The following is a 21,493-nucleotide window of genomic DNA, read 5'->3' on the forward strand; positions in this document are numbered from 1 at the left end:
CTCATTGCCGCGTCGCGAGCTCCAGCGTCACCCGGGCCCCCTTCTCCACCAGCGAGCCGGCGGCGGGGGTTTGAGACACCACACGTCCACTGCCCAGTACTTGTGGCTCGAGAGCCGCGGCGAGCAGCTTCACCACGGCCTCGCGACCTCCGGCACCCTGGACGTCCGGCACACGCACCGTGCCGGGCTCAGGGCTCTCCGAAACCGCCTCCTCCAACGCCGGCCGAGCGGGCTCGGTGGCCTTCGCCACCGGCTTCGCCGCGACAGGCACGGGGGATGCGGCGGCCATGGCCACCCCGGGTGCCACCGTCCGAGACGGGGGCACGGCCAGGTGGGCCATGGCAGCGGTCGCAATTTCCTTGAAAGCAGGGGCAGCCACGAGCCCCCCGTACACGTCTGTCTTGGGTTCGTCCACCACCACGAGGATGACAATGCGCGGATCCTCGGCCGGCACCATGCCGACAAAGGAGGCAATCCGCTTGTCCGAGTAGCCCCGAGCCACCGGATCCGCCTTCTGGGCCGTTCCCGTCTTGCCGGCGACCCGGTACTCCTCCATGGCGGCCTTGGGCGCGGTGCCTCCCTTGACCACCACGCTTTCGAGCATGCTCACCACCTGATTGGCCACCTTCGCGGAAACCGCCCGGCGGACCTCGGTGGGGCGATTCTCAAGCAGCACTACCCCGTCGGGGTCCACCACCTTCGTCACGAGGTAGGGCCGCATCAGCACGCCATCGTTGGCCAGCGCACCATAGGCCGCGGCAATCTGCACGGCGGTGGCCGTCATGCCCTGCCCGAAGGACTGGGTGGCCAGGGAGACCTCCGCCTTGGGAAAGGGGATGACCCCCCGGCCCTCGCCGGGAAGGGCCAGGCCCGTGCGCTCGGCGAAGCCGAAGGCATGGTAGCCGGCCACCATCTTCTCGCGGCCCAGCACCTGGGCGATCTTGGCCATGCAGATGTTGGAGGAGACCTGGAGGATGCCCCGGGGCGCCGTCCAGCCGTAGGGGTGCGTATCGTTGATGGTGTGGCGGCCCACGCGCCAGGCGCCGTTCTCACAGAAGAAGACGCTCTCCTCGGTGATGGCCTTCTCCTCCAGCGCCGTGGCCACCACGAAGGGCTTGGTGGTGGAGCCGGGCTCGAAGGTGTCCAGCGCGCCCCGGTTGCGCACCGTGCCGCGGGTGATGCTCTCCGGGGTGTTGGGGTTGAAGCGGGGGTGGTTGGCCAGCGCCAATATCTCCCCCGTCTTCGGATCCAGGGCCACCACCATGCCGGCGACGCCCTTGGCCTCCTCCACCGCCTTGGCCAGGGACTTCTCCGCGACGTACTGGAGATGCCGGTCCAGGGTCAGCGTGACGGCGGCGCCCTGGCGCTCCAGCGGATCCAACGCGCCCTGCACCAGCAGCTTGCGGCCCTTGGCGTCGCGGAAGCCCGACATTCGGGAGTTCTGCCCGGACAGCTCGTCCTCGAAGGCCAGCTCCAGGCCCTCCAGGCCCTTGCCGTCCATGCCCACCATGCCCACGACGTGGGCGCCCAGCTCGCGCTGCGGATAGAAGCGCTTGGGCTCCTTGGTGAAGCCCATGCCGGGCAGGCCCAGCGCCTTCACCGCGGCGACCTCCTGGGGCTTGGCCTGGCGCTTCACCCAGGCGAAGCGCTTGGAGCGCGCCAGGCGGGCCCCCAGCTCGTCCGGGTCCACCTTCAGCGCCTTGGCCAGCGAGCGCGCGGCCTGACGCACGTCGGGCAGCATGGAGGGGTCCACCCAGATGGAGTCCACCTCCACGCTCTGGGCGAGCGGCGTGCCGCGCCGGTCGAAGATGTCGCCCCGGCGGGCGGGAATCTCAATCTGGCGGACGTACTGGTCCTGCGCCATTCCGCGCAGCTTCTCCTGCTCGAAGACCTGGAGCTGCACGGCGCGACCGAAGGCGACGCCCAGGAGCAACAGGAAGAGGCTGAACAGCAGCTGCACGCGCAGCTTCAGTCCCTTCGCGTTGGACTCCGGGGCCCGTGTCGCCTTGAAGTCCCTCACCGGCCCGAACCTCCGCGGCCCGCCACGCGTACGCCGGGCTTGTCCTGCGACGGGGACGGAGCGGAAGCCGAGGCGCTGCTACGCGCGGGCTTCTCCGCGGACAGCGACACCACCGCGCTACCGGCGGGCATCGTCATGCCCAGCTGCTCGCGCGCCACGCGCTCCAGCCGACCCGGCGCCTTGAGCGTGGCCAGCTCCAGCTTGAGCCGGTCATTCTCCCGCGTGAGCGAGCGGCTCTCCGCCTCCGCGCGGGACAGCCGGTAGCCCATGTCCACCACCATCACCCGGCTGGTGACGTGGAGCATGCCCACGGCAGCGAAGAGGGAGAACAGGAGGACGGCGGGCAACAGGTGCAACAGCACCCCCGTCACCGACACGGAGCCACGCTGGGAGGACGACGCCTTGCTCATCGCACTTTCTCCACCACGCGCAGGTGCGCGCTTCGAGAGCGGGGGTTGGCCGAAATCTCTTCGTCCGAGGCGGCCACGGCCTTCTTCGTCACCACGGTGAAGTCGCCCACGCTGGAGCAGACGCAGATGGGCATGCCCGGAGGACAGGTGCAGCGGCCCTCCAGCGTGCGGAAGCCCTCCTTCACCTTGCGGTCCTCCAGCGAGTGGAAGGAGATGACCGCGGCGCGGCCGCCGACCTTGAGCAGCGCGGGCAGCGCGGCCAGGAGCGAGTCCAGCGCCTCCAGTTCCTGGTTCACCGCCATGCGCAGCGCCTGGAAGGTCCGGGTGGCGACGTGGATCCGCGTGGGCCACGCCTTGCGAGGCACCGCGCGCTTCACGACTTCGGCGGCCTCCAGCGTGCGCGTGGGCAGCGCGCGCTTGAGCTCGCGGGCGATGGGCCGGGCGAAGGGCTCCTCGCCGTACTCCTTGAGGATGAGCGCCAGCTCCGACTCGTCCGTGGACGCGATGAGCTCCGCGGCCGTGGGGCCGTCCGGGCCCATGCGCATGTCCAGCGGGCCGTCCTTCATGAAGGAGAAGCCGCGCTCGGCCACGTCGAGCTGCGGGGAGGAGACGCCCAGGTCCACCAGCACGCCGTCCACCGGGAGCAGCTCCGCGGCCACGCGGGGCAGGTCCGCGAAGTTGCCGGCGCGGCCCTGGAAGCGGGGGTTGGGCCCCAGGCGGGCGGAGGCGGCGGCGAGCGCCACCGGGTCGCGGTCCACGCCCACCACGGACGCGCCCTGTGCCAGGAGCGCCTCCGTGTGGCCACCACCCCCCAGTGTGCCGTCGATGATCACCTTGCCCGCTCCGGCTCGCAGCAGTTCCACCGCTTCACGCAGAAGGACGGTCTGGTGCTGGAAGTCCAAGTCCCCCACGCGGTCAGACGAAGGGAGCCCGCGCGAGTGAAAACGCGGCGCGGGCGTCGTTCATGTGCGGGTAGATTTCAAACGCGTCGTGCGCGCCCGCCGCCCGGAAGATGGCGGCCAGGTACGGCGACAGTCCGGACAGCTTCAGGTCCCCACCCGTGCGGCGGAACGCCTCGGCGCGGGCCATCAGCGGCTTGACGCCCCGGTAGTTGAGGTGCCCCACGTCGGACAGGTCCAGCACCACCTGACGCACGCCCCGGTGCATGCGCTGGGTGAGCTCGTCGCACAGCTTCAGCAGGTCCTGCTCGCTCAGCTCGCCCTCCAGCATGAGCGTCTCCACGCGGTCGGCGCCCGCCAGCGCGCTCGTCGCCCTCCGCCGCACCTCCAGAACCTGATTCATACGCGTGCCACCCTCTCGGGACTCCGACCTTCTGTCGACTTTCCGGCTATTGGTGCCGCAGCTCGGAAAGCACCTTCATCACGTCCGCGGAGGCCGCTTCCTGCCGGGCCTCTTCCTGGGCCTTCGCCCAACCCTCGCGGCTCCAAAGTTCAATCACCTTCACCATCCCCGCCCACACCACGTCCTTCTCCAGCCCCGCGTACGTCCTGAGCGACGGCGGAATCAGCAGCCGCCCCAGCCTGTCCAGCGGGCACTCCTGAGCGCTGGCCACGTACAGGCGCATCAGCGTCTTCACCCCGGGCTCCATCGGATTGCGCCGCGCGAGGGACGCCTCGAGCGCCTCCCACTCCCGCACCGGGTAGGCGTGGAGGCACCGGTCCAGGGCCGTGGTGATGATGAGCCGCTCGTCATAGGCCCCCACCAAGGTCTCCCGGAGCTTCGCCGGGAGGCTGGTCCGCCCCTTCGCGTCGATCTGGTGCTCATAGACGCCTCGGAACACGGGGGATGATCCACCTTTTCAGCCCTTCAGGGGATGAAGCTCCACTCCTTCCCACTTCTTGCCACTACCGGGCGGCATTCATACGCGGCCCCCCAGGGGGGGTCAAGAAAGCGCAACAGGTTGGAACACGCCGCCAGTGGGTTCCCGACATCCAGACAACCCGTCACACCTGGAAGGTCAGGTGTTTGGCGCGTCGCGGCGCCCTACCCGTGGGGAGGGGGCAAACTTGAGCTCCCTGCGGGAAGAGCGCAGAGTGACGGGTGCGTGAACACGAACGTGCGACTGAAGGTGGCCTACAAGAGCCCGCAGTCCCTGGTGGGGGAATACACGCGCAGCGTGGGTCAAGGTGGCGCCACGCTCCAGACGCGTCGCAGTCTCCCGCTGGGGACCCGCTTCACTTTCGAGCTGCATGCCGGAGGTGTGCCCCGCCCCGTGGAGGTGCTGGGCGAGGTGGTGCAGGTGGAGCCCCGCGAGGAGCGCAACTACCTGGTCACCGTGCGCTATGGGGCCAGCGAGGACCGCAGCGCGCTGGACGCCGTGCTCCAGCGGATCTTCGCCGCCCAGGAGCAGGAGGGACTGCGGCGCTTTCCCCGGCTCCCGCTGCACCTGCGCGCGCTGGAGGCCGCGCCCCTGTCTCCGACGTTCCTCGTCCGGGATATCTCCCGCGGCGGCGTGGGGCTGGAGGTGCTGGCGCCCACCCTGCCCCGCCACGTGCGCGTGGGCACGCCCTTCCTGCTGGAGATGGACCTGACGGGCGGCTCGCTGCTGTTGCACGGCGAGGTGGTGTGGACGTCGTCGGTGCCCCGGAAGAACGCCACCGAGGCGACGCCGGGCTTCGGCGCGACCTTCGGCAGGCTTCGGGCCCCGATGCAGCAGCGGCTGGACGCGCTGCTCGCGCTGGAGTCACTGCCCCCCGCGCCCTGGAAGGCGCGGGTGAGCTTTGGCATGGACGCCGTGACGCGGATGCCGTGACGACGTCTCGGGCTACTCCGTGAAGGGGTAGCCGCCGGCGGACTCGATGGCGGCCACCACCGTCTCGCGCAGCTCCGCGGGGTTGTAGGGCGTGAAGATGTCCAGCGTGGCCAGCCGCTTCAGCTCCTGCTCCAGCGCGTCCCCCTGGAGCGTCGCGCACAGCGCGCGGCGCGTCCTGTCGTAGGAGCGAGGGATGCTGTCGAACGCGAACAGGCGCACCAGCGCCACCCGCAGCGGATCCAACGCGCCACCGGCCGCGGCCTGGCGGGTGCGAGTCACCAGCGAGTCCAGGGCGAAGGCGTCCATCACCACGTCGGAGAGCGCGGCGAGCACCTCCTGGTGCTGCTCCAGCTCCGGGCCGAACTTCTCCGCCGCCACGCGCAGGCCGTGGAGGGCCAGGCGCTTGGCGACCTCGGCGGCCACCTCCTGCGGGGCCAGCGCGTCGTCCGTCCGCGCCCGGGGCTTCTCGCCTCGCGCCAGCTCCTCCGCCACGTTGCCCGCCACGGCGAACAGCGGCAGGTCGCCCTTCACCGCGCGCTTGAGGAGCATGCCGGTGATGAGCATGCGGTTGATTTCGTTGGTGCCCTCGAAGATGCGGTTGATGCGCGCGTCGCGGTAGGCGCGCTCGACGGGGTACTCCTCGATGTAGCCCGCGCCGCCGTGCAGCTGCACCGCGTCGTCCACCACGTGGCCCAGGGCCTCCGAGCCATAGACCTTCATGATGGAGGACTCGATGGCGTACTCCTCCACGGCGGCCAGCAAGTGGCCCTCGTAGTCGGGGGCGGACTTGTCGCGGGCGGAAAGGCGCGCGTCGACCAGGCCCGTGGTGCGGTAGGTCATGCTCTCCAGCGCGTAGATGAGCGCGGCCATGCGGGCCAGCTTCTCGCGCGACAGCGGGAAGCGGACGATGGGCGTGCCGAACTGCTTGCGCTCCTGCACGAAGCGCAGCGCGTTGCCGAGCTGGAGCTTCATGCCCCCGAGCACGCCCGCGCCCAGCTTCAAGCGGCCGTAGTTGAGGATGTTGAAGGCAATCTTGTGGCCCTTGCCCACCTCGCCCAGCAGGTTCTCCGCCGGGACTCGCGCGTCCTCGAAGTAGAGCGGGCACGTGGACGAGCCACGGATGCCCATCTTGTGCTCCTCGGGCCCCACCGTGAGGCCCGGGGTGTCCTTCTCCACGATGAAGCCGGTGAACTTGTCGCCATCCACCTTGGCGAAGACCACGAAGACGTCCGCGAAGGCCGCGTTGGTGATGTAGAGCTTGGAGCCGTTGAGAATCCAGTGCTTGCCGTCCGGCGAGCGCACCGCCTTCGTCTTCGCACCCAGCGCGTCACTGCCGCTGCCCTGCTCGGTGAGGGCGTACGCCGCCACCCACTCGCCGGTGCCCAGCTTCGGCAGGTACTTCGCCTTCTGGGCCGCGTTGCCGAACCAGACGATGGGCAGCGAGCCGATGCCCGTGTGCGCGCCGAACGTCACGGACCAGGAGCCGTTGAGGCTCATCGCCTCCGCGAGCAACAGCGACGTGGTCTTGTCCAGGCCGGTGCCGCCGTAGGCCTCGGGGATGTCCACGCTGAGCAGGCCCAGCTCTCCCGCGTGCCGCAGCAGCTCGCGCAACAGCGCGTTGTCCTTGTGCTCGATTCGAGCGGCCTGGGGCAGCACCTGCTCGCGGCTGAACTGGAGCGCCGTCCTGAAGAAGAGGCGTTGCTCCTCGGTGAAGGTCTCCGGCGTGACGAAGCGGGAGGTGCCGACCTCCTGGAAGAGGAAGGCCCCTCCGGTGGGAATTTCCTTCGACGCGGTGGGCTCGTTCACTGCGGCCATCGATGTCCTCCCAAGATGCGCGGAGGGGCGCGCTTTTCCGTCGAGCGGAGACGCGGCCCATCCTTGGCAAGCTATGAAGCGCCGCATCATAGGAGGAGTGGCGAGCAGGCCAGCCCTTTTCTCTCGGGTTCAGCCCGGCGATTTCGCCAGGCAGCACCGAGGTGGCACACGACCGTTCCGCTGAGCGGAACGGCCTCGCCGTGCCAGTGCTGTCCGTGACGGCTCAGTCCCCTCGGCAGCTCGGTGAACCCGGGAAGGGCGACCACCCTCGGCTACAGGCGGTGGCGCTGAGCTGGTTGAGCCGGGACATCACGTCCTTCGTCTGGAGGGCGGGAAGCATCTGCCCTTCGAGCAACGCGGCCTTGTAGGCGGGCGTCGTCGCGACGTCGAGGAGCACACCCCTCGCGCGGGCGAAAATCACCAGCTCGTCATAGATGGCGGAGAGCGCGGCGATGGTCGTGCGGTCCTTGGGGCTGAGCTTGGAGTAATCGACGCCAATCTCATACAGGTGCCGCAGGGAATGCAGCCCCTGGCCACATTCGTAGCCGATGAAGTCCTCGCGGAAACCGCCGTCGATGGGATTGGGACCCGCCACCACCGCCTGGTCCGTACAGACGTGGTGGGAGATGCGGTCACCCAGCGCGTGCAGATAGATGCCGAGCCGCGCGTCCTTCACATGGGACGAGGTGCCACCCACCCACTCATCGAACCCCGTGGAGAGCACGGGCGTGCTCCCGTCGGAAGGCACGGACAGCACCTGCGTCCCCGTGGCCAGCGTGAAGGGAATCGACTCCGCCACGCCAATCAGTCCGATGAGCCCTCGCACCGTCACCGACTCGCCATCGTCGTCCGTGTAGCAGGCCGGACCCGTGGACAGGTCCCCGCCTGGGCTCGGCAGGGTCAGGCCCGCGGTGCACAACGGCGCGGTGGTGCCCGTGCCCTCCATCGCCCAGGCACGGATGTGCGTGAGCATCCCCTCGGTGTCCGCGTCGTTGACCTCCGGCTTGAGGCCGTTCACATCCGGGAACGGCACCGCGGAGCCCCCGCTTCGAGGCGACAGGTAGTGGAAGAGGACGCCGCCTGTCTGGAGGTTGGTGCGCACCAGTCCGCTGATGTCGACGGTGGTCAGCGCCGCCGCCTCCGGGACGGGCTCCCCATAGATGTCCCGAGGGATGAACTGGCCCAGGTCCGTGGCCTCGTTGTAGGCGGCAATCCAGTACGCATCGGAGAAGGAGAAGCCCACCGCCCGCGCCAGGAGGTACGTGGAGTCCGAGTGGACGACGCTCCGGCCCCCATTGAATTGGGACGGGGCATTCGTCAGCACGGCCAGGGACTCGGCCCGGCATCGGGCACTCACGGGCTCCCGGAGCGGACAACTCGACGGCAGGTTCGTGCAGTTCTGCACCGTCCCCGTGCCCAACGGGTAGCACACGTCTTCAGCGAAGGCCCGGGCCCCCGTCGGCACCAGGGCCGCCATCGTCACCACCGCGCCACACCACCACATCGGCCGATTCCGCATGGATTGACCTCCGCGAGGAGACCGGGCCCCAAGCCCGGTCCGAATGGACTGCACCAGTTCAAGACGGAGCCGGAGTCGGACATGGCGAACGCACAAGTCCACCCCCGCGCCGTTGATGCGCCGAACAGGTCGGCGCGGCACTGCTCCCGGTGCATGGCGACGAAGTCGCGCCGTGTTGCCCGGGTCGACCTTCAGGTCCGCTGTCGAGATGTCGAGCACCTCGACTTCTTCGAAGATGTCGTGCCCAGGAGAAGCGTCATTGAGGTGGTGATGGAGGGCACCTGGAATGAAGCTCCTCTTCGCGATGCCCCGCTGCAATCCTCCCGCAAGGCGTTCAGGTAACCGGGAGCGGACATCTTTCCCCCACGCCCCCCTCGCGTGGCTCTACCCGCATCGGGTGTCCGCGAGGGACCGCCCTTCCGATGGCACCCGAAGCCTCGATTGGTTGCTCGTTCCCCACCGGGGACGTCCCCCCACCAGCGCCAGGCGCGTGTTCACGAAGACATCGGCTCGCGGACACCGCCCCTCAAGGAGAACGCTGCGGGGATGCGGCTACCCCGCTGTCGCGCTGGCGTGATTGTGCCGCGCGGGACAGTCGCATGCGCCAGCTCGGGCCCTCGCCATTCACAATGTCTACCCATGCGTCCTCACTTCAATCAGGAGCCCTCTCCAGCTCCTGTGAATGGGGGATGTCATGAGAATGGGAACACGGGTGTGGTCGTGGCTGTGCGTCGTGGGCGTCATCGCGGGCAGCGCGCGGGCGACCGCCGCCGAGCCTTTCGCCGGAGGCCTTTCGTGGGCCCATCAGCTCAGCGGCCCTGGGGACGAGGCCGGACAAGTTGTCTCCGGCAAGGACGGGAGCTTCGTCTCCTTCGTCAACTTCACCGGAAGCATCGACGTGGGTGCGGGCCCCATCCAGGCACCGGGGGGTCCGACGGACCGGGCCCTCGCGCTCATCCGTCATGACACTCAAGGCAGGCCGACTGTCATCCGCGTCATCAGCGGGCTCTATGGCTTTCGTCACGCGGTGGATGCCCAGGGCAACATCGTCATCCTCGTCACGGCCATCGGCGTCAGTCCTGGCAGCAGCCTGTTCGACGACGGCTTCCAGTTGGTGAAGCTCGACGCTACCGGCCGCCTGCTCTGGCTGCGTCCCATCCCCACCACGGACATCTTCGTCCAGGGACTCGCGATGGACCGCGACGGAAACATCGGCATCGCTGGCTACACCGTGACGTCACAAGGCAGCCCCAGGCTCGCCTTCCTCAAGCACAACTCCGAGGGCACCCGGCTGTGGCGCTTCGTCGACGCCAACGCCGTCCAGAGCTTCAGCCGGACCGCCATCGCCGACAGCGAAGGCAACTTCTTCGTGGCTGGCGATGCGCAGGGGGCCACGGCCTCCTCGGAGCCCTACCTCGTCAAGCTCTCACCTGATGGACAGCCGCGCTGGCGCCGGCGACTGGTCGGCGCGCTGGGCTTCGCCTTCGGCCTGGCCACCCATGGCAACCGCGTGGTGATGGTCGGCACGTACGCCTTCACCTTCACCTTCGCCGGACAGAGCCACACCTCCACCGGCAACCTCGGCATCAACCAGGACGCGTTCATCGCCGCCTGGACGCTGGATGGCGAGGAGCGCTGGGCGTGGAACTTCGGCTTCGACATCGAGAGCGTCGCCATGGACGAGCGCGACGGCGTCACCGTCGTCGGGGGCTATCAGGCGGGCAGCTCGGACCTGGGCATCCTGGGCCCGCTGTCCGGCAACCCCTCAAGCGCCGCCAACGTCTACGTCGCGAAGTTCGACCGCATCCAGGGCCAGCGTCGCTGGGTGCAGAGCTTCCCCAGCGGCCTGGACCGCAGCTCTCCCGGGCTCGACGAGGGCTCCGTCGCCGTCTCCAAGGACGGCCGCGCCGCGGTCCTCGGTCTCTTCCACGACACGCTCCAGGTGGGCTCGCGGACGTGGACCGCCAGCGGCGTATCGGACCTCTTCCTGTTCGGCTTCGAGCCCTGAAGCGTCAACCCCCGTCCCCGACGCGAGGCGGCGTCGGGAAGACGAGGCACAGCGTGTCGAACAAGGGCTCGCTCGGGGCCGTGTACACGGCTCCGAGCGCCCGCGCGGCCTGTGAGACTTCGGTGCCGAACGAAGGGACGAGGCAGATGTCCTCGGACTGCTTGAAGCGTCCTTCGAGCAGTCCCAGCCCGTGCCGCAGCATCGCCAGGTCCTGACGCCCCTCGCGCACCGGCACTGAGGGGCCATTCGCATCAGGCCCGGGGAGCTTGCCCACGCTGGTGCTCAGCTCGAAGCCGTCCGCGCGCTGGATGATGCGCAGCTTTCCCGGAGCCACCTCAGACAGCCACGCGCGAAAACCGTCCTCGTCGCGAAGGACCAGCGGATACGCCACCGGCGCGTCCGGATGCGCCAGCCACACCGCCTTCGCGGAGTCTCGCAGCATCGCGAGCAGCTCGGACACCTGCGCCAGGAACGTGTCGGCGTCCGGCACCAGCAGGACTTCACGCTCCTTCACCCTCGTTGCGAGTCGCGCGAGGGACTCCGGACGCGCGGGCTCGAACGACTCCTCGCCGAGCCGAACCTGCTCACCCGCGAGCAACAGTCGCAGCGCATCGGACGGAAGGGCCTCGCCATACACGGGCACGTCGCGACGAGCGCTCGGCCCTCCATCCGCGGGCGCTCGGCTTGCCCCCGTGGAGAGCGAGGGCAGTGGCTCGGGCTTCAGCGATTGCAGCGGCTCCGCTGCCTTCTCCTCGCGACAGCCCACCGCCGCGAGCAGCAGACACAGCAGCACCACGAGGCCTCGAAGCCTCAGGGACGCGCTTCGCCACCGCGCATCGAGGCACCACGAGGCCACGAGGCGAAACCACGCGGGTCCCCACCCACGCCCCACGCAGCCCCGAGCCCCCGCGACCCACTGACGCCTCACACAGCCCCGAGCCGCCTGGCCGTACGGCACGAACCTCATGGAGTCGTCGGACCCGCCGTGGCAGGCAGCGCGGGCTTCGGCAGCGCGCTCGAAACACAGGCCGCGTCCGCCAGCCCCAGGCCGACGGCGTGCTCCGCCGCTTCACGCGCGTCCTTGAACAGCACCATGTCCTGGAAGCGCTTCGTGTCCTTCGCGCGGCCCGCGTCGCGGATGTACACGGCCTTCACCCGCCCCGGGAACTCCTCGCGAATCTGCGCGTAGACCTCCGGGTCCTTCTCGCCCGAGTCCCCCACCAGCACGACGGGCTGCGAGAACTGCGTGAGCAGGCGGCGGATGATGGGCTGCTTGTAGTTGGACAGCGACGAAGGGCCCAGGTCCCGCAGGTACACGCCGAAACCCGCGGGGAACTGGTGCCGCTCCAGGAATCCTCGCACGCGAGGCAGGTATTGCACCGGCGAGCCGCTCACCAGCGCGAACGCCGACGACGTCCCGCCCCCCCGCATGCAGCCGTAGAGCGCGGCCATGCCCGGCACCACCTCCTGCGTGTCCGAGTCCTTCAGCAACGCGGTCTGCACCAGCTTCGTCGGCTTCGTCACCTGCGTCACCGCCACCGTGTCGTCGAAGTCGGAGACTACCAGCAGCGACGTCGTCGCCGGCAGCACCTCCACCCGGGCACTGGCGATGGCGCCCTCCACCCACGCCTCCGCTTCGGAGGCGCCCTCCTTGAAGCGGCTCCCCTCCGGCGGCATCAAGGTCACCTCGAAGCCTCCGTCATGCCCGCTCGTCACGATGGCGGTGACACCCTGGAAGCGCACCGACACCTTCGCGCCCTCCCAGTTGGGCGCCGTCAGCCGCCGCAGGTTTCGCGACAGCGCCGAGCTTCCGTCCGAGGGCGCCTCCTTCAGCACGCGACCCTGAAGCATGACGCGCTCAGGCAATCCCAACACGGGCGCGAGCAACACCGCCGGAGCCGCCAGAACGTCGGAGCCCCCCAGTAGAACACCCAGGACAAAGAGCCGAGCAAGCATGGTCAACGGAATTTTCCCGTGTTAACGTTTCCAGAGCCCTGATGATAGCTTCGCGCGGGTCTCGAGAGGCGTGTTGGAGTCGTGGAGGGGCGGCACATCGGCCCGGTGCGCCCAGAGGAGCCGGAAGACACGTGGAGCACCCGTCCGAAGGGCTCGATTTCGGCAAGTACACGTTGCTCGAGCGCATCGCGACGGGCGGCATGGCGGAGATCTACCGCGCCCGGATGACGGCGGTGGCGGGGGTCACCAAGCCCGTCGTCATCAAGAAGATCCTCCCGGGCTACGCGGACAAGAGCGCCTTCGTCTCCATGTTCGTCAACGAGGCGCGCATCGCCGCGGGGCTGAGCCACGGCAACATCGCCCAGGTCTTCGACTTTGGCGAAGTGGGCGGCCAGTACTTCATCGCGATGGAGTGGGTGGACGGACATCCGCTGTCACGGGTGCTGCGACGGGCCCGCGAGAAGGGGCTCTACACCCTACCCCAACCGCTGGCGCTGCTGGTGACGGTGGAGGTGCTCAAGGGGCTGGCCTACGCCCACACCCGCCTGGATGACCGCGGCCGGCCGCTGCACATCATCCACCGCGACGTCAGCCCGCAGAACGTGCTCCTGAGCTTCGAGGGCCAGGTGAAGCTGGTGGACTTCGGCATCGCCCGGGCGCGGCTCGCGGGCCATGGCGCCAGCGACGAGTCCGACGAGACGGAGGCCAAGGGCAAGTACGCGTACTTCGCGCCGGAGCAGGCCCGGGGCCGGGAGCTGGACGCGCGCGCGGACATCTTCGCGGCGGGCACGCTCCTGTACGAGACGCTGTGCGGGCGGCTGCCCTTCGAAGGCGCCATCCCGGACGTGATGCGCAAAATCGCCCTGGGCGACTTTCCGCGTCCCCGCGAGCTGGACCCGGACATCCCACCGGCCCTGGAGCGCATCCTCCTCACCGCCCTCGCCGTGGAGCGAGACCAGCGCTACCCCACCGCCGAGGCCTTCGCCGAGGCCCTCACCCGCTACCTGCACACCGCCACGCCCGACGTCTCCTCCAGCGCGCTGGCCCACTTCATGGGCTACCTGTTCGAGACGGAGCTGGTGGCGGACGGACGGCCCGTGCTCCTGCCGCGCGAGTTCCTCGCGCAGATGGCCCGGTGGACGCGCGCCCCCTCCGACCGACGCACCGTCCGCGAGCCGCCTCCGCTCGACCTGCCTCCGCCGCCCGAGTCCATCCCGGCCCCTCGCGCGCAGACGCCGGGAGAGGGGCGCCGCGAGCGCACCACCCAGCCCATCCCCGCGGTGCCCGGCCCCTCGGAGCCCGCCACCGTCCCGGAGAGCGAAGCCCCCACCGAGCCGCCCCATCCCGCGCCCAGGCCTCCGGGCGGCTTCCGCCTGCCGCGCGCGGTGGTGCTGGGCGCGCCGGTGCTGGCCGCCGTGGGTGTGGCGCTCCTCGTGATGGCCATGGGGCGCAACGGCACCTTCTCCGTGGAGCTGAGCTCCTCGCCCCCCGGCGCCACCATCCGGGTGGATGGCCGCATGCTGGGCTCCGTCACGCCCGCCCTCCTCACGCACCTGCCCGCCGACAGCGAGCACCTGCTGGAGGTCCAGATTCCCGGCATGGTGCCGTGGAGCCAGGTGGTGCGCGCCGAGCGGGGAAACACCCTCGCGGTCCACGCGCGGCTCCGTCCACGGCTGAACACTCCGACCTCTGGAGCCGCCGCGCTCGCCGCGGACAGGGCGCCTCACGAACCGCCGCTCCAGGACGCGGACTGGGCCCCGGGCGGCCTGCGCCTGTCCGCCGTGAGCCACGCCTTCCGCGTGCCGCTGACGTCCGCCGCGCGCGTGGCGCTGGACCCGGCTCGCACCTATCTGGTGCACACCGAGGGGCGGATGTCCCTGGGTGGACCGATGGCCGTGGAGCACGCGGGCTACTTCCTGGAGGGCGACAGCGAGCTGCCCGCGCACGAGTCCTTCGGCCTGCTCGGCCCCGACGAGCAGCTCATCCGCCACGCCACCGTCCTCTATGTCTTCGCGCTGGACGCGCGGCGCGAGGACAACCGGGGCGGGCTCCAGGTGCGCGTGCGGGAGCTGGGCGGCCCCACCCATCCGCCGTTCCGCCTGGACGCGCGCCACCACGCGGTGAAGCTCTCGCGCGCGGACCGCTTCGTCCTCCATGCGCTGGACCCGGGCACCACGTACGAAGTGGTGCTGCGCTACACCGCCGAGCCCGCTCGGACGCGCGGCCTGGGCGGCGGCCCCGTGGGCCGGGTGCTCGGCCTGGTGGGCACGGACCAGGGCCCCGACGGCTCGCCCAGCGGCCTGGCGCTGCTGGAAGTGGGGCAGCCGTCGCGGCTGAGGGGAGCATCCTGGCTCCAGCTCGCCTTCCCGGATGACAACCTGGCGGACAACACCGGCACCCTGCTCCTGGAGGTCATCCCCACCTCTCAGCCCGAGCGGCGCAACGAGCGCCCCACGCGTTGACGGGGTGCTACAGCCGTGCAGCGACCTGTCGCCGAAAAGTTGATCCTCCGGGCCCTCCCCCTACCCTGAGCGGCAAGGAGGGCTCAACATGTTGAAGCTGATGGCGGTGGCCGTCGTAGGTGCGGTGGTGCTGGGGACGGTGGGGCTGTCCGGTCGCGTGGATGCGCGGCCAGGGAGCACGGAAGCAGGGCCGACGCAGGCGCAGGTGGAGGCGGCGCTGGACGCACGGCAGAAGGAGCTTCTGGGCATCCTTTTGGAGGCACAGCGAACGGGCGAACGCACGGCGTCGGTTCACCGGTAATCTCGTGGCGTCGAACGCGAACCGGTGCTAAGCCCGGTCCTCCTTTGACGTCCATCTGCCCGTGAGGGGGACATGCCTGAAGGGTCCGCGTCACTCAACCAGCTGGCGGTCGGCGACCGGGTCGTCTATCCGAATCAGGGTGTCTGCCGCGTCACCGCCATCGACACGAAAGTAGTGGCGGGACAGAGCCTCGTCTTCGTCACGATGCGCCGGGAGGAAGACGGCGCCGTGGTCATGGTTCCCGAGGCCAAGGTCGTGGCCATCGGCGTGCGCAAGGTCGCCAATGCCGAGGACGTGAAGAGCGTCTTCGCCTTCCTGCGCTCGGACGGTGACAAGGCCGACCTGGACTGGAAACAGCGCGCTCGCACCAACCTGGAGCGGATGACCCAGGGCGGAATCCTGGGCCTGGCCGAAGTCGTCAAGGACCTGCAGATCCTCAGCGAGCTGCGACCCCTGCCGACCAAGGAGCGTGAGCTGTACGACAATGCCCGGCACCTGCTGGTGTCGGAGGTCGCCGCCGCGCTCGGCACCGCCGAGGTCAACGCCGAGGACGCCATCGACATCGTCCTCTTCCCGCCCGGCCGCGAGCGCCCCAAGCGCACCGCCGCCGAGTTCGCGCGGGGAGAGGAAGACGACCTGGGTCTGGACGGCGACCTGATTGGCCTCGACGGAGACCTGGACCTGCCCTCCGACGAGGAGCCGCCGGCCGAGCCCGCCGAGGAGGAGAACTCCGAAGAGGGCTCCGAAGACGAGTCCGAGGAGAAGTCCTCCGACGAAGACGCCCCGAAGAAGCGCGGCCGTCCGCCCAAGGCCAAGCCCGCGGAGGCAGAGGGCGCCGAGCCCGCCGCTCCGAAGAAGCGCGGCCGTCCGCCCAAGCCGAAGCCGGAGGCGCCTCCTGCTGGCGCCGAGCCCGCCGCGCCCAAGAAGCGCGGCCGTCCGCCCAAGGCCAAGCCGCCCGAGGCGGAGGGCGCCGAGCCCGCCGCGCCCAAGAAGCGTGGCCGTCCGCCCAAGGCGAAGCCCGCCGAGGGTGGCGAGGACTGACAGTCGACACCCGAGTCCCGGGGGCGGTGCTCATGGCCCCCTCCGAGGGCCCTTTGCGCCGAGGTGACGCCCCGTGATTCGCATCGTGACGCTGGACCCCTTCGACGACAAGCCGCTCGCCAAGCTCAAGAGCACGCTCTACACGGCGTTCGGCGTGGGCAGCGAGCACTCCGGCAGCGCGGAGATTCCTCCCGGGCTCGGCGAGCCGCTCGACGCCGAGAAGCTGCTGGACCAGGTGAAGGGCATTCGCGCCTACCAGGATGACAAGGTGCTGCTGCTCACCTCGCGCAAGCTGAAGGAGCGCGAGCTGCCCAGCGGCGTCGCCCCCACTCCGGGCTTCGCGCGCCAGGGCAAGGACCGCGCCGTCATCACCCTGCAGCCTCACAAGGACTTGGAGACCAGCTTCAAGCCCGTGGCCCGCCACGCGCTCCACCAGCTCGGCCACCTCTGGGAGCTGCACCACTGCCTGGACCCGCGGTGCTCGATGTACCCGCCCTGGACGCCGTCGTTCAACTCGGGCGAGCCCATCTTCTGCACCTTCTGCCGCGAAAAGAGCGAGCAGAAGATTCGCCTTGCGAAGTCCTAGCACCGCACGCGCGCTGCCCCTCCTGGAGCTGGGGGGCCTCTTGCTGGTCGCGCTCCTGGCGCTGCTCTTCCACCTGCGACTGCCGGGCAAGCTCCCCTCCGAGGCGAGCTACCGCGCGGTGGCGGAGCGGCTCCAGGCGGAGGCCCGGCCCGGTGACGCCGTCCTCCTGTTCCCCTGGTGGGCGGAGCGCGCCCGCCTCTTCCTCCCGCCGTCGCTGCCCGTCTACGGCTACCTGGGCTCGGACCGGGATGACCTCTCCGCCCATCCGCGCGTCTGGGTGCTGGGCCAGCCGGAGCTGCCGCGCTCGGACGAGGACGCCTTCCTCGCCAGCTTCCTGCCGGAGCGCCGCGCCGTGGGAACCGCCACGCACGAAGGCACGCTGTCGCTGGCCCTCTACGAGAACGGTCGCCACCGGCCCCGCCGCTTCAATGCCGCGGACCTCGTCTCTCGCGCGCGCGTCTATCTGGAGTCCGACGACGGCGCGCGCCAGCCCTGTCCCTTCGACGGCACGGCGCACCGCTGCCCGGGGCCGGGCAACGTGTACGTCGCGCGGGAGTGGCACGAAATCCTCTACGAGCCGCGCCGCTGCCTCTGGATGCCCGCTCCCGGTGGGGCGCGGCGCCTGGTCGCGGAGCTGGACGGCGTGCCCGGCGACGTGGGCCTGCGGCTGGAGGGCGGCATCATCTTCGAGTACGCCTTCCCCCGGGACGCCCAGCTGACGCCGGCCGTGCTGGGCGTGGACGACGCGGCCAGCGGCGCGCGACTGCTGGAAGTGGCGATAGCGCCGGGCCAGGAGGGCGTGAAGAAGTCGGAGGTCCACCTGCCTCCGGGCGAGGCGCGCACGGTGAAGGTGTGGGTCCGCTCCCAGAATCCGGACCGGCGCGCGGTGTGCCTGGACGTGCTGGCGGTGGAGCCGGCGGTGGGGGTGAAGGGATGATGGGCAGGCCCGCCACCCGGGATGAGAGATACGTGGCGTGGGCGCTGTGGGCGCTCGCCTTCGTGGCGCTGTGGCTGACGGAGTCCGCGGTGGGCTACACGCGCGACGAGAGCGTCTACTTCGCCGCGGCGGAGGGTTACGCCGGTTGGTTCCGGCAGCTCTTCCATTCGCCGGCGAAGGCGCTGACGGACGCGGCCATCGTCCGCGCGTGGGACTACAACCACGAGCACCCCGCGCTGATGAAGACGCTGTTCGGGCTGAGCCACCTGCTCTTCCACGACACGCTGGGGTGGATGCGCTCGGCCACGGCGTTCCGGCTGCCCGCCTTCGCCCTGGCGGCGCTGGTGCCCGCGCTGAGCTTCCTGTTCGGCAGCGCGCTGTATGGACGCACCGCCGGACTGTTCGCCGCGCTCGCCTTCATGCTGGTGCCGCGCCAGTACTTCAACGCGGAGCTGGCGTGCTTCGACTTGCCCGTGGCCGCGCTGTGGCTGCTCGTCGTGTACTGCTTCTGGCGGGCGCTGGAGGACACGCGGTGGGGAATCGCGTGCGGCGTGGCCTTCGGGCTGGCGCTGGCCACCAAGCACAACGCGCTGTTCCTGCCCTTCGTGCTGACGCCCTTCGCGCTGTGGCGGGCGTGGACGGCGAGCGAGGGTGAGCCCGAGGCGCGCGGCTGGCTCCTGCGCTTCGTGGGCGTGTTCTCCGCGGTGGCGGTGTTCTACGGACTCCTCGTCCTGTCGCTGGGCGGCGGCGAGGGCTTCCAGAAGAAGTTCCTGCTGCTCAGTCCCCACACGCTGCTCTTCGTGAGCCTGGCGGCGGGCGGCGCGTGGACGCTCAAGGGGCTGGAGAAGGTGTGCGCGCCGGTGACGCGGGCGCTGGTGCCGGTGGCGGCGATGGCGGTGCTCGGCCCCGTCATCTTCTACCTGCACTGGCCCTACCTCTGGCACCAGCCGGTGGACCGCACCGCGTGGTACCTGGCGTTCCACGCCAAGCACAACCACTACGCCTGGTTCTATCTGGGCACGCTCTTGCGCGAGCCGCCCTTCCCCCTGTCCTACGTGCTGGTGAAGACGGCGCTCACGGTGCCCACCAGCCTCTTCGCGCCCATGGTGACGGGCTTCGTCGCGCTGGCGGCGAGGGTGGTGCTGGGGCAGCTCGCGCGCACGCGCGCCTGGGTGCGGCCCCTGACGATGGCGGAGGCGCTCGTCGGGGCGAACGCGGTGACGTCCATCCTCATCATCAGCCACCCCCAGGTGCCCCACTTCGGCGGGGTGAAGCACTGGTTCCCGTCCATGGTGTTCCTGGGACTGCTCGCCGGACAGGCGGTGTCGCGGGGCTGTGGGGCGCTGGTGGAGCGGCTCAAGGAGCGCTGGCCCTCACTGCCAGGAGTCGCGGTGGTGACGGGCGTGTTCGCGCTGCTCCTGGCGCCCGCGCTGGTGTACTCGGCGCGCGTGTTCCCCTACGGGACGGCGGCCTACTCGGAGCTCGCGGGAGGCGCGGCGGGCGCGGCGACGCTGGGCATGCAGCGTCAGTTCTGGTCCAGCCACGTCACCGGCGTGCTGCCGTGGATCAACGAGCACGCGAAGCCGGGCGCGCGGCTGTTCCTTCATGAAGTGCACGGGGGCTCGTTCCGCGACTATCAGCGCAACGGCATGCTCCGGCCCGACTTGCGCGCGGTGGGCAGTCCCTTCGACGCGGACATCGTCGCGTACCAGTACCACCAGGAGTTTCGCGAGTACGAGTTCCAGACGTGGCAGGCCTTCGGCACGCGCACGCCGGCGACGGGCCTGTACCTGGACGAGACGCCGCAGGTGGTCGTCTACGTCCGGCCCGAGTCACGGTGAAGACCCCGGGCCCGTGAGGCTCCGTCCCCGTCACCGGGGTGCGTGTGAGTCCTCTCCTTCCGCGCCCCGTGCGAGCAGGGCCGGAAGGACTCGCAACACGTCGTGCCGGTCCACCACCTGCCATCCATGGCGCGCCGCGAGTCCCGCCAGTTGCCGGGTGGGCTCGAAGGCCACGGGAAGCCCCACCAGTTGGAAGACTTCCGCGTCAGAGGCGGAGTTGCCCATGGCGAATGAACCCGACAGACAGACCTGGTGCAGCACCTCCAGCTCCCGGAGGATGCTCGGCTTGCCTCCCAGCAGCCCCGGCCCCTGGAGCACGCGTCCGGTGTAGCGACTGTTCCGGATGTCCAGGACGGCGGCGCGATAGACATCGATGCCCAGCTCGTGGGCCACCAGGTGGACCAGCTCGATGGGACCACCGGAGATCAGCGCCACCAGGAATCCGTTCGACTTCAACATCCTCACGAGTGGACGCACGAAGCCGAACAGCCGACCCCGGGCCTGAGCCCAGACATCCTCCGCCGTGCGCTCCACGGTGGGGACCGCCACCCCCGCGACCACGCGGCCCAGGCTCTGATAGACCTCCGCCAGCGTCGTGTAGAAATCCGGGTCACCGGCGTGGTGTCGCGCCACCATGGACACGAACTCCTGCCCCAATTCGGCCTCACAAGCGCCTCGCGCCACCATTTCCCGCACCAACAGCAGGCCGAGGGTGTCTGGCGTCAGCGTCCCATCCAGGTCGAGCACCGCGAGCCTTCTCATATCAAACCTTTCATGGCGACCCAGGCTTCCGGCCAGAAGCGCCCGCGGCACGCGCTCAGGGGTTTGACGAAGGTGCCCATGGTTTTGGATGTCAGCTCGAAAGGCCTCATGTCTGGCAATGAACGGCGGGAGCAGGAAGCACCCGCGCCGGGTTGGCGAGTCATCACGAGGCCACGCCGCTGAGCCTGGCCGTCGGCCGCCAACAGTCCGGGCGCGTCGCCCACTGGATGGACTCCACCGTCCCCCGGGCGGGGCCACCGGGCGACCCTGGATGCGGCCGCGTTGCCGACGCCCGGCCCCCCGCCCACCTTCGGCGAGAAGGGCTCACGCCCCGGGGGGACTTCCACATGCATCTGTCCAAGCTTCCGTCGATTCTCGCCGTGTCCGCGGCGCTCTGCTTCTCCATCGGCTGCTCCAAGCGGGGCTCGCAATCCCAGGGCGCCGAGCCACAGGCCAGCACCCAGCCGCCGCCCACCCCGCCGCCGCCCACCCCGCCGTCGCCACCGGCCACCGCGGAGGCAGTGCCTCCCGACATGGGGCCGCAGCCTCCCCCGCCGGATGGCAAGCACCACGGCAAGCACCACGGCAAGCACCACAAGGGCGTCTCCGAGGCCAACTGCCCCATGTCCGTCACGGGCGCGGTGGCCCGGGCGCAGGACGTGCCCGAGGGCGTGGCGCTCATCATCAGCACGCCGGAGCCGACGCAGGTGGCGGAGCTTCAGCAGCGCAGCCGGGCCATGCTCCACCAGCAGGCGGAGAGCACCCAGCGCGCGCAGCAGGAGACGCCCATGCAGGAGGCACAGCGCGAGGACCTGGGGGACAGCCCGCTGGAGGAGCAGGACGGCCTGGACGACACCGGCATGGGTGGCTCCGGCATGGCGGGCGCGCCGACGATGCCCTCCAGCGCGAGCGTCCAGGACACGCCGGATGGCGTCATCATCGTCTACACCGCGATGGACCCGACGAAGCAGAAGCAGCTGAGCAGCGAGGTCCACAAGACGGCGGACCAGATGAAGCCCGGCGAGTGCCCGGGGATGAGTCCCGACATGCCCTGAGCGCGCG

General features: G+C 70.1%; 20 protein-coding genes. 10 read left to right on the top strand and 10 right to left on the bottom strand.

The window, feature by feature from the left end; all coding sequences use genetic code 11:
- Position 1: 1 nt before the first annotated feature.
- The 5 genes from LZ199_RS06855 to mraZ are packed head-to-tail and all read right to left on the bottom strand — an operon-like array spanning position 2 to position 4,231.
- The gene (locus tag LZ199_RS06855) at positions 2 to 2,020 is read right to left on the bottom strand and encodes a penicillin-binding protein (RefSeq protein ID WP_253992836.1); all 2,019 of its coding nucleotides are present in this window, start codon (positions 2,018 to 2,020) and stop codon (positions 2 to 4) included.
- Entirely contained in the window at positions 2,017 to 2,430 is a 414-nt protein-coding gene (gene ftsL, locus LZ199_RS06860) for a cell division protein FtsL (protein ID WP_253992837.1), read from the bottom strand. The genes LZ199_RS06855 and ftsL overlap by 4 nt, the downstream gene beginning before the upstream one ends.
- Complete coding sequence (gene rsmH, locus LZ199_RS06865) at positions 2,427 to 3,341, bottom strand: 16S rRNA (cytosine(1402)-N(4))-methyltransferase RsmH (RefSeq protein ID WP_253992838.1); 915 nt, start codon at positions 3,339 to 3,341, stop codon at positions 2,427 to 2,429. Before rsmH ends, ftsL begins: the two co-directional genes overlap by 4 nt.
- Positions 3,342 to 3,345: 4 nt before the next feature.
- The gene (locus tag LZ199_RS06870) at positions 3,346 to 3,732 is read right to left on the bottom strand and encodes an STAS domain-containing protein (protein WP_253992839.1); all 387 of its coding nucleotides are present in this window, start codon (positions 3,730 to 3,732) and stop codon (positions 3,346 to 3,348) included.
- A gap of 46 nt (positions 3,733 to 3,778) precedes the next feature.
- On the bottom strand, positions 3,779 to 4,231 hold the full coding sequence (gene mraZ / locus LZ199_RS06875) for a division/cell wall cluster transcriptional repressor MraZ (protein WP_141648205.1): 453 nt from the start codon (positions 4,229 to 4,231) through the stop codon (positions 3,779 to 3,781).
- 264 nt (positions 4,232 to 4,495) lie between these two features.
- Between mraZ and LZ199_RS06880 the strand changes: the two genes are divergently transcribed.
- Entirely contained in the window at positions 4,496 to 5,203 is a 708-nt protein-coding gene (locus LZ199_RS06880; RefSeq protein WP_253992840.1) for a PilZ domain-containing protein, read from the top strand.
- 12 nt (positions 5,204 to 5,215) lie between these two features.
- On the opposite strand, the gene LZ199_RS06885 is transcribed toward LZ199_RS06880, so the two are convergent.
- Both LZ199_RS06885 and LZ199_RS06890 read right to left on the bottom strand, forming a co-directional pair.
- Complete coding sequence (locus LZ199_RS06885) at positions 5,216 to 7,018, bottom strand: acyl-CoA dehydrogenase family protein (protein ID WP_253992841.1); 1,803 nt, start codon at positions 7,016 to 7,018, stop codon at positions 5,216 to 5,218.
- Positions 7,019 to 7,241: 223 nt separating this feature from the next.
- Positions 7,242 to 8,537, bottom strand: coding sequence for a hypothetical protein (locus LZ199_RS06890; protein ID WP_253992842.1), 1,296 nt, complete (start codon positions 8,535 to 8,537; stop codon positions 7,242 to 7,244).
- Between the two features lie 81 nt (positions 8,538 to 8,618).
- On the opposite strand from LZ199_RS06890, the gene LZ199_RS06895 reads away from it, so the two are divergent.
- Both LZ199_RS06895 and LZ199_RS06900 read left to right on the top strand, forming a co-directional pair.
- A complete protein-coding gene (locus tag LZ199_RS06895; RefSeq protein ID WP_253992843.1) occupies positions 8,619 to 8,879 on the top strand; it encodes a hypothetical protein in 261 nt (86 codons plus the stop codon).
- A gap of 352 nt (positions 8,880 to 9,231) precedes the next feature.
- On the top strand, positions 9,232 to 10,545 hold the full coding sequence (locus tag LZ199_RS06900) for a hypothetical protein (RefSeq protein WP_253992844.1): 1,314 nt from the start codon (positions 9,232 to 9,234) through the stop codon (positions 10,543 to 10,545).
- Between the two features lie 4 nt (positions 10,546 to 10,549).
- Here the strand turns inward: LZ199_RS06900 and LZ199_RS06905 are convergent, their stop codons facing one another.
- The gene (locus tag LZ199_RS06905) at positions 10,550 to 11,335 is read right to left on the bottom strand and encodes a hypothetical protein (protein ID WP_253992983.1); all 786 of its coding nucleotides are present in this window, start codon (positions 11,333 to 11,335) and stop codon (positions 10,550 to 10,552) included.
- A gap of 173 nt (positions 11,336 to 11,508) precedes the next feature.
- The gene (locus LZ199_RS06910; RefSeq protein ID WP_253992845.1) at positions 11,509 to 12,396 is read right to left on the bottom strand and encodes a phosphatase domain-containing protein; all 888 of its coding nucleotides are present in this window, start codon (positions 12,394 to 12,396) and stop codon (positions 11,509 to 11,511) included.
- A gap of 236 nt (positions 12,397 to 12,632) precedes the next feature.
- Here LZ199_RS06910 and LZ199_RS06915 point away from each other — a divergent pair, with 236 nt between their 5' ends.
- The 6 genes from LZ199_RS06915 (at position 12,633) to LZ199_RS06940 (ending at position 19,669) form a co-directional block, all read left to right on the top strand.
- Complete coding sequence (locus LZ199_RS06915) at positions 12,633 to 14,963, top strand: protein kinase domain-containing protein (RefSeq protein ID WP_253992846.1); 2,331 nt, start codon at positions 12,633 to 12,635, stop codon at positions 14,961 to 14,963.
- Positions 14,964 to 15,051: 88 nt separating this feature from the next.
- Positions 15,052 to 15,264 carry a hypothetical protein gene (locus tag LZ199_RS06920; protein ID WP_163865230.1) on the top strand — a complete coding sequence of 71 codons (213 nt, stop codon included), beginning with the start codon at positions 15,052 to 15,054 and terminating at the stop codon, positions 15,262 to 15,264.
- A gap of 72 nt (positions 15,265 to 15,336) precedes the next feature.
- The gene (locus LZ199_RS06925) at positions 15,337 to 16,305 is read left to right on the top strand and encodes a CarD family transcriptional regulator (RefSeq protein ID WP_253992847.1); all 969 of its coding nucleotides are present in this window, start codon (positions 15,337 to 15,339) and stop codon (positions 16,303 to 16,305) included.
- A gap of 73 nt (positions 16,306 to 16,378) precedes the next feature.
- On the top strand, positions 16,379 to 16,891 hold the full coding sequence (locus LZ199_RS06930; RefSeq protein ID WP_253992848.1) for a hypothetical protein: 513 nt from the start codon (positions 16,379 to 16,381) through the stop codon (positions 16,889 to 16,891).
- The gene (locus tag LZ199_RS06935; RefSeq protein ID WP_253992849.1) at positions 16,878 to 17,828 is read left to right on the top strand and encodes a hypothetical protein; all 951 of its coding nucleotides are present in this window, start codon (positions 16,878 to 16,880) and stop codon (positions 17,826 to 17,828) included. The genes LZ199_RS06930 and LZ199_RS06935 overlap by 14 nt, the downstream gene beginning before the upstream one ends.
- Positions 17,825 to 19,669, top strand: a complete 1,845-nt coding sequence (locus LZ199_RS06940; RefSeq protein WP_253992850.1) for an ArnT family glycosyltransferase — start codon at positions 17,825 to 17,827, stop codon at positions 19,667 to 19,669. Before LZ199_RS06935 ends, LZ199_RS06940 begins: the two co-directional genes overlap by 4 nt.
- 30 nt (positions 19,670 to 19,699) lie before the next feature.
- Here LZ199_RS06940 and LZ199_RS06945 read toward each other — a convergent pair whose 3' ends face one another.
- Positions 19,700 to 20,431 (bottom strand): HAD family hydrolase, encoded by a 732-nt coding sequence (locus LZ199_RS06945; RefSeq protein WP_253992851.1) that lies wholly within the window; start codon positions 20,429 to 20,431, stop codon positions 19,700 to 19,702.
- 347 nt (positions 20,432 to 20,778) lie between these two features.
- Between LZ199_RS06945 and LZ199_RS06950 the strand changes: the two genes are divergently transcribed.
- Positions 20,779 to 21,486 (top strand): hypothetical protein, encoded by a 708-nt coding sequence (locus tag LZ199_RS06950; protein WP_253992852.1) that lies wholly within the window; start codon positions 20,779 to 20,781, stop codon positions 21,484 to 21,486.
- The last annotated feature ends 7 nt before the right edge of the window (positions 21,487 to 21,493 follow it).

It is taken from the genome of Myxococcus qinghaiensis, assembly GCF_024198215.1.
Lineage (GTDB): Bacteria > Myxococcota > Myxococcia > Myxococcales > Myxococcaceae > Myxococcus > Myxococcus qinghaiensis.